Raw genomic sequence first — 8847 nt, 5'->3', positions numbered from 1 at the left:
CCTACTGAGTCTTGTATGGCTACGCCACGCAAGCTATCAAAAATCAAATATTATTCCTATATAACGTCAGTTACTACTTAAAAAACAACTGACCACTGACCACTGACAACTATTTCCCCGTAAGTTTGACTAGTCCAATACCACCAAAGTATAGCCCTAAAACTGCACCTGCTAAAAGACTTTGGGTTAAAGGATCTGTAGAAGGTGTTAAAATCGCTCCTAAAACCACTGATACCATAATTACATAACGCCAGCCTTTTAACATGATTTGTGAAGAAACAATTCCCAAGGAAGCCAGCAATAATTGAATAACTGGAACTTGGAATGCTAGTCCGGTAGTGAATAATAATAACAGCACAAATTCAAAATACTTGTCAATTGACCAAAGTTGCTCCACAACCTCAGCACCATAGTTAATGAAGAATTGCAAAGCAGCAGGGATGAGAGCAATATACGCAAATACTAATCCACATAGAAATAGCACGCTTGACCCTAGCACTACAGGAATGACTAAACGACGTTCCCGCACTGTCAGTCCAGGCAGCACAAATTGGATGATTTGATAGAGAATAAAGGGTGTAGTTAAGATTAAACCACCATAAGCGGCGACTTTCATGGAGACAAAGAAAAATTCTCCCGGTGCTAATTGCAGAAATTTAACGCCGTGAGCAGGAACTTCTAGTAATTGTACCAGGGGTTTGACTCCGATAAAACAACCGACAATACCGACTACCACAACTATCAGGGAATAGAAAATTCTTTGTCTCAACTCCTCTAAGTGGTCAAAAATTGACATTTCTACTTCCCCCGGTAACTCATCTAAGGGGTTAATAGCTGGTTCTCTCGATCCTTCTGGGTTGAGGTCGGGGGAATTTATAGTATCTACGTCTTGTGAAGAGGTCATGAGTAAGAAATGAAAGGAAACATTTGTGAGGCAATATTCGTTAACTATTTTGACACTCTTATTAAAAATAGGCTCAAAAACTCTTGAAGTTGTCGTTAACTCAGGAAAATCACTCTATTGATTTTATTGATTTTTGGTAGCATTTGCATATTTATTTTTATTTTCCCATTTTTAACTTTATGAAATTAGAGTATTAATTATTGCAAATGCTGTTGAGCCAATTGCTAAATTAATACTACCGAATTAATCAGTATTAATTGCAGATAAAATCTCATTCCCTAATTTATTAAATGGCTGTATAGCTTATTTTAAATAGGTATTTAGTGCTTTTACACATATAAGCTATAAAAACGATAGAAATCAAAGAGTATATTTTTTACAATATTTTATATGTTGACGCATAATATTCATATTTGTTTCTTGTAAAAAAAACTTTTTTTATCCGGGTTTTACTCATCAGATTTGCATAAGTAGAAAGAACGTTATCTTGTGGCTAAATTCACTCTACCGGGGGGTAAGAGTAAATTTAGCAGTTACGGATCTGATTTTGATCTGTGAATGAATGAAAACAACGACTTGTTGATCTCAATTGCGGAGAAATCCAAGATATAGCAGGGGTAAAACCCAGTAAAAATCTAGATTTACTCGCTTAAATCAACAAAAATAGACTAATGCGACTGAAAATTGCACCATTTCTAGTATCGAATTAGACACTAGAGACAGGGTTCCTTTGGCAATTTTGAGAATTATTAGTTCGTGTACAGGTTTTCACGCTCTTGATGACGTTGCTGATTACACAATCATCAATGGAAATTCAATCTCTATATGAAAAACATAATTGGTTTAGGACTAATGGTATTGTCGGTCTATCTATACAATGCCAATGCTTGTTTTGCAGGTAACAAGCTATCCGTCGACAAGATTCACATTAGCGAAAATAATACTCAATTACAGCTAGTGGCAAATCCGTCTGACAGAAGTGACCAAACAGGAGATTGTATCCGTAAAGGTCAATGCAAGGATTAACATCATCTTGCACCTGACGAATAAAGGGGTAAATTATCAGAAAATCAGCGATAAGACTACCTGATTTTTATGGTTTCTTATCGCTAAATCAAGATTTTGGTATGGCAGAATATTATCTGCTGTCATCAAATTAGATTAATTTTTATTAGTGTTTATTAGTGGAAGATGGGAAGTTAGGCGTGTTGCTCTTGATAAATATTAGTTTTAATATAAGTAAGTAATCTGTTAATGATTCAGTGTTCTCTTGTTTTGATCAACGAATGTTGACTCCGCGTATATTTAGACCCAGGAGTGTGAATGTTTAAGATCAGATTATGAAGAAAAAGATAAAATTATTTGTACTTCTATACCTGATTATTGCGGATAAGTCTGATTTTTCACTGTAAAAAGAAAATGACAAGTGGTGTCATAACCATTACAGTGTAAACAGGATTTTTATGCTTCTTAATTTAGAAAGATTTTATCAAGCTTGTAATCCTTCTCGGCCTTTGATGATTGAGAATTTAGACGACCGGAGCTATTATATTGATTTTGCTTCAGTTCGTGGGGGTAAGATAATTGAGGCTTTGCTGCGGACTATTACCAGAATTTCCCCTAATATACCAACTTGTCAATTATTTACCGGACATTTGGGTTGTGGGAAATCAACGGAACTGTTAAGGCTCAAAGCAGAGTTAGAAGCGCAAAATTTTCATGTAGTCTATTTTGAGTCCACCCATGTTTTAGAGATGGTGGATATAGATATTACAGATATTCTTTTAGCGATCGCTGGTTTGGTCAGTAAAAGCATGGAAGCAATGAAACTCCGTGTCCAACCTACGTACTTTACTAAATTGTTTGGTGAGGTGATAAATTTTTTGCAAACACCGATAGAATTAGGTGTAGAAGCCGAATTATCCGTAGGTATTGGTAAAATTACAGCCAAAACCAAAGAAAGTCCACACTTACGCAGACGATTAAGAGACTATCTAGAACCACGGACAGAAAATATCCTGCAATCAATTAACACAGAACTAATAGATCGGGCCAATTTAGAACTAAAAGCTAGGGGTAAAAAAGGATTAGTAGTCATTGTTGATAACTTAGATAGAGTGGCCATCCGTCCATTACCTTCTGGGCGATCGCTACCGGAATACTTATTTATTGATCGAGGAGACCAATTACGAAAACTGAATTGCCATATAGTTTATACTATACCTTTAGCACTAACATTTTCCAACGATAGCGCCCAACTACAACATCGTTTAGGGGGGGGACTAGCGCCGAAAATATTACCAATGATCCCAGTGCGTCAACGTTCTGGGGAAATTAACATAGAGGGACTAGAACTAATGCGACAAATGGTATTAGCAAGAGCATTTCCCCACAGTTCACCTCCAGAGCGTCTGAATTTAATTACCCAATTATTTGACAATAGTGATAGTCTAGATAGACTATGCTTGATTAGTGGTGGTCATGTCCGCGACCTGTTAGGATTACTATTTGATTGTTTACGAGAACAAGATCCACCCTTTGACAGAAATTCTGTAGAATTGGTAATCCGAAGACAACGAGATTATCGTGCTAATGCCATTGATATGAATGAGAGTGAATTGATATTTCAGGTAATCCAAGAACAACGAGTTAAAGGAGATATAGAGTACGATCTTTTATTACGTAGTTTATTTGTATTTGAGTATCGTGATCACCAAGGAGTTTGGTTTGCAATTAACCCAGTTTTAGCAGAAACCGAAAAATTTAAATCATGGTTAAAAAACAGCAAGCAGATGATATAATCACTGTGAATAAACAGTCATTACGTAGTTTACACAGAGCCATTACCTTTTCTAAAAATCAGTTTTCAGTCATCTTGTTGTGTTGTAACTATAAGTTTTTGCATGAGTTAATCCAGCAACAACTAGTAGAAATTGGTTGGGGAAGTGACAAAATTCAAACTATCACTTTAGATAAAAAAACCACAAGTTTATATACAACAATTCAATCACAACTCAGCTTAACCCAACCTGCTGGATTAATGATTATTGGGTTTGAATTAGTTGATGAAATAGACGATCTTTTGCGTTCCATTAATCAAATCCGGGATGAATTTCGCAAATGCTGTCAAATGCCCATGATTTTCTGGATAAATGATCAAATTTTAGCTAAAATTTGGCAGTTAGCTCCTGATTTTGCCAGTTGGGCTGCCACACCAATTAGATTTGAAATGAATTCCCAGGGGTTGCTAGAATTTTTGCAACAAGAAACAGAAAATTTGTTTACTGAAATTTTGGAAGGTGACTATACTCAAAGCAATCATCTCAGGTTAGAAAAAATCTGGACAAATAAGAATCAAATTCATTATGCAATTTTTGAATTGGAGAACTGGGGAATAGAAATAGGATCAGAATTAAAATCCAGTTTAGACTTTGTTTTTGGTATAGATGATTATATCAATAATCGAATTTATTCTGCTTTAAATAATTTTCAAAAAAGTTTGCACTTTTGGGATCAACAGGAAAATTTATTCACTGAAGGAGAAAATACAGATATTGATTATAAGTATCCTTTGAAAAAGGCAATTTTATTGTTGTACATTGGACTATGCTTTTATCGTCTTGCTAAACAAAATAAAAGAGCAAGTCAGTGTAATTTGCAATCAGCTAAAATAAGTATTTCGCAATCCTTTGAGATATTAGAACTTACTGGACATAGGAAATTAGTATCTGAATTTATTAAGCAATTAGCAGAAATTTTATATATTTTAGAAGAATGGACAGAATTACAAGTTATTGCTGAAAAATCCCTAGAATTACATCGAATATATGGACAGAAAATTCAATTAGCTTGTGATTATAGTATTTTAGCACATATAGCTTTGCATAATTCAAATTCGATGCAGGCTAGTATTTTAGCATATACATCATTAATATACCTAGAAGAAGCCAAAAAGAACGAGGAAATAAATCATTATTTATTACCTCTGCTATTAGAACAAATTTATATGTTAACCTTAGCCCAAGCACTTAATAATCTGGGAAAAATAACGGTAGCAAAAGAATATATAGATCAAGCATCTTACAAATTATTATTGGCTTTAGAAAGTAGTGAATATGAATATGATATCTATCGTTATATTAACTTATTGGATCTTTTGAAATCTCTATACTTTCAAGCGGGTCGGTATCTTCAAGCTCATATCATTAAACAAAAACTCAATTCTCTAGATCAACAATATGGTTTTGTGCCATTTATCGGCGCTGGATGTTTAAAACCGCAGAAAAAAGTCACCAACTCCGGTTTAATATCTAAGTTGGGAAATAGTACCATAGCTTTAGAAATTACTGCTTCAGGCAGAGAATATAATGTTAATAACTTAATTGGTAGAATTAGCCGTGCTGACCAAAAATTGATAATTATCCATGGACAATCAGGTGTGGGTAAAAGTTCTCTAGTCACTGCTGGCTTAGTTCCCGCACTGCAAAACCGTAGTGTAGGTGATCAAATTGCGGTACCAGTTGTTGTCCAACTATATAAAAATTGGTTAAAAGAATTAGGGAAATCCTTAACTAAAGCCATGTTAAAAATGGCGAATAAATCAGCCATAGAAATAGAATCTCCCATTGATATTCAACCAGATATGAATGTTGATATCATTTACCAAAAACTACGAAAAAATGCAGATAATCATCTAATTACAGTTTTAATCTTTGACCAATTTGAAGAATTTTTCTTTGGTGATACAGACGGTCATAAAAAACAAGAATTTGATAAATTTATTAGCGATTGTTTAACAATATCATTTGTAAAAGTTATTCTGACTTTGCGTGAAGATTATTTACATCGTCTGCTAGATTTTAAATATGTTTCATCAATAGAAGCAGTTAATAATAACATATTGTCCAAAAATATTCGTTATCAACTTAATAATTTTTCCCCTGAAAATGCCAGACAACTTATTGAAAATCTAACTGAACGTTCCCATAAATTACATCAACAATCACAACTTAAATTAGAACCAGCCTTAATTGATGCTTTACTGGCTGATTTGTCTTCAGAAGTTGGTGAAGTTCGCCCCATAGAATTGCAATTAGTGGGCGCACAATTACAAGCTAAATGTATAACTACACTGGCACAATATCAACCCTATCGGCCAAAGAAGTTAATTCAGGAATATATCCAAGAATTAATTAAAGAATGTGGACAAGAAAATGAACGGTCTGCTCTACTAGTTTTATATTTATTAACTGACGAAAATCATAAGAGACCCTTTAAAACCTATGCAGAATTAAAAGTAGAATTGTCAGAATTAGGAGACTCCAGTAATTTGGATCTAATTTTGAGTATTTTAGTTAATTCAGGATTGGTTGTTATCTTTCACAATTCTCCCAAGCAATATCAATTAATTCACGATTACCTAGTAGACCTAATTCGTCATTTAGAAAAACAGGAATCTGGACTACAAACACAAATTAATCAATTGCGAGATAAGATAAAAAATAGCTATCAAGAAATTGAATGGCTCAGAAGTGAATTAAGCAAAACAGAAGAGAAGGTTACTTTAGTAGAGATTCAAAATCAACAGGGAGATAATTTACTTACAGAAATAAGAGAATTACGTCAGCGAGAGGAAGAAACTCAAATAGAGATTGAACGCTTAAGAACTGAACTAAGAGAAAAAGAGTTAATTGAAAAATTAGTAGAGAGCCAAAAAAAACAACATTTAAATGCAATTAGGTTAAATATGGCTTTGAAAATTGCTTTAACAGCTTCTATTATTGCCATTTTTAGCTTGGCTAGTTCTGTAATTACTTCTAGGAATAGTGAAATACAAACCTTAAGTGCATCTAGTGAAACTTTATTTGCTGCTCAAAAAGGTATTAATGCTCTCAAAGAAAGTTTAAAAGCGGGTCAAGCATTAAAAAAAACTTTATGGGTAGATGCTTCTACTAGAGAAAAAGCACTAACCGCAATGTACCAAGCAATTTATGGAGTCAAAGAACGCAACCGCTTAGAAGGTCATTTATCGGCGGTGAAAACGGTAACATTTAGCAACGATAAATCCTTAATAGCTTCCGCTGGTGCGGATACAACAATTAATCTTTGGAGTCCTTGCGGTCTTTTATTAAAAACTTTATCGGGTCATGAATCTGTAATCAATAGTGTTAATTTCAGTCCTGATAGTCAAATGCTAGTTTCTGCTAGTCAAGACAAGACAATTAAACTGTGGAATCGTAACGGTGAGTTACTAAAAACTTTACTAAGTCATAGTGCTGTAGTCAATAGTGCTAGTTTCAGTCCTGATGGTCAAATTATCGCATCTGCAAGTACAGATCAGACAATAAAATTGTGGAGTCGAGAAGGTAAACTAATCAAAACTTTACTAGGTCATAAAGATGCTGTTTTAGCTGTAGCTTGGTCTAGTGATGGTAAAATTTTGGCTTCTAGCAGTAGCGATAAAACAATAAAATTGTGGAATCGAGATGGTAAACTAATTAAAACTTTACCAGCCCACGAAGATGCTGTTGTCGCCATAGATTGGTCTGGTGATGGTAAAATTCTGGCTTCTGGGAGTTTAGATAAAAAAATCAAATTATGGAATCGAGAAGGTAAATTACTGAAAACTCTGGCTGGACACAGCGGTGGTGTTATCGCTGTCAATTTTAGTCATGATGCTCATACTCTGGCATCTGCTAGTATGGATGAAACAATTAAAATTTGGAATCTAAATGGTAATTTATTAGGAACACTACGAGGACATAATAATTGGGTAAATAGCGTCAGTTTCAGCCCTGACGGCCGAAGTTTAGCCTCTGGTGGTAAGGATAAAACTATTATTTTATGGCGTTGGGATAGTTTAATTTTGCGTAATCCCCAGGAAAATAACGATTGGGTAACAAGTATTAGTTTTAGTCCTGATAGTAGTATTGTTGCAGGTGCTAGTCGGGACGAAACTATAAAAATCTGGAATCGAGATGGTAAATTACTCAAGACTTTGGTGGGTCATCATGATCAAATTTGGGGTGTGGCCTGGTCTGGTGACGGTAAAATTCTCGCTTCTGGGAGTAAGGACAAAACTATAAAATTGTGGAACCGGGATGGTAAATTTTTAAAAACTTTGGTTGGTCATGATGATACGGTTTTATCTGTAGCCTGGTCTAGTGACAGTAAAATTCTGGCTTCTGGGAGTAAAGACAAAACTATAAAATTGTGGAATCGGGATGGTAAATTATTAAAAACTTTGATTGGTCATACTGATGCTATTAACTGGGTTAGTTTTAGTCCGCATGGTAAATTATTAGCTTCTGCTAGTGATGACAAATTGGTTAAACTCTGGACAAGTGAGGGCGAAATCATCACAAATTTAACAGGCCATACTCGCGGAGTTCATGGTGTAGCATGGTCACCTAGTGGTAATGTTTTAGCTTCGGTTAGTTTTGATGGTATGGTCAATATTTGGGGTGAGAATGGTAAATTAATAAAAACACTGACGGGATCTGGTGATGGTTTTATTGGTGTTAGTTTTAGTCCAGATGGTAAAACTTTAGCAGTAAACAGTGATCGTCAGGTTAAATTGTGGAATAGAGAGGGCGTTTTACTCATGTCTTTAAAAGGTACTGATGAAGAGTTAACGGGCGTTAGTTTTAGTCCAGATGGTAAGATGTTAGCTGCTGGTAGTAGTGGAGGTAGGATAATTCTCAGGAAATTGTCAGATATTACATTAGAAAGTTTATTAAGAAGTAATTGCGATATATTAAATGATTATTTACTATATAATCTTAATATGACTAGAGGAGATGCTAATGGTGATCAAAGTTATCGTAATTGGTGTGAGAATAATTAGTAGGACTTACGCAAGTGAAATCCTGCCAATAAACAGATTGTTGATATCTGACGCACCCTAATTAGGTGCAAGCAATAATAATTATTAATTAACAATA

3 protein-coding genes are annotated in these 8847 nt (G+C 34.6%); 2 read left to right on the top strand and 1 reads right to left on the bottom strand.

From position 1 onward, the window contains the following. Positions 1-109 precede the first annotated feature (109 nt). Positions 110-904, bottom strand: coding sequence for a twin-arginine translocase subunit TatC (gene tatC, locus ACIR131C_RS0114220; protein ID WP_028090739.1), 795 nt, complete (start codon positions 902-904; stop codon positions 110-112). 1463 nt (positions 905-2367) lie between these two features. Here tatC and ACIR131C_RS0114210 point away from each other — a divergent pair. Beyond that, complete coding sequence (locus ACIR131C_RS0114210; RefSeq protein ID WP_028090737.1) at positions 2368-3705, top strand: P-loop NTPase fold protein; 1338 nt, start codon at positions 2368-2370, stop codon at positions 3703-3705. After that, positions 3675-8750: a WD40 domain-containing protein gene (locus tag ACIR131C_RS0114205; protein WP_028090736.1), complete on the top strand. Its 5076-nt coding sequence runs from the start codon at positions 3675-3677 to the stop codon at positions 8748-8750. Before ACIR131C_RS0114210 ends, ACIR131C_RS0114205 begins: the two co-directional genes overlap by 31 nt. Positions 8751-8847 lie beyond the last annotated feature (97 nt).

This window comes from Dolichospermum circinale AWQC131C (genome assembly GCF_000426905.1).
In the GTDB taxonomy this organism is placed as follows: Bacteria; Cyanobacteriota; Cyanobacteriia; order Cyanobacteriales; family Nostocaceae; genus Dolichospermum; species Dolichospermum circinale.
Note: the sequence above shows the minus strand (reverse complement) of the source record. Positions and strands in the feature narration are given on the sequence as shown.

Bases quoted from the DNA above. Each gene is read 5' to 3' on its own strand.
- ACIR131C_RS0114210 (WP_028090737.1), top strand. From the start codon at position 2,368: ATGCTTCTTAATTTAGAAAGATTTTATCAAGCTTGTAATCCTTCTCGG.
- ACIR131C_RS0114205 (WP_028090736.1), top strand. From the start codon at position 3,675: ATGGTTAAAAAACAGCAAGCAGATGATATAATCACTGTGAATAAACAG.
- tatC (WP_028090739.1), bottom strand. From the start codon at position 904: ATGACCTCTTCACAAGACGTAGATACTATAAATTCCCCCGACCTCAAC.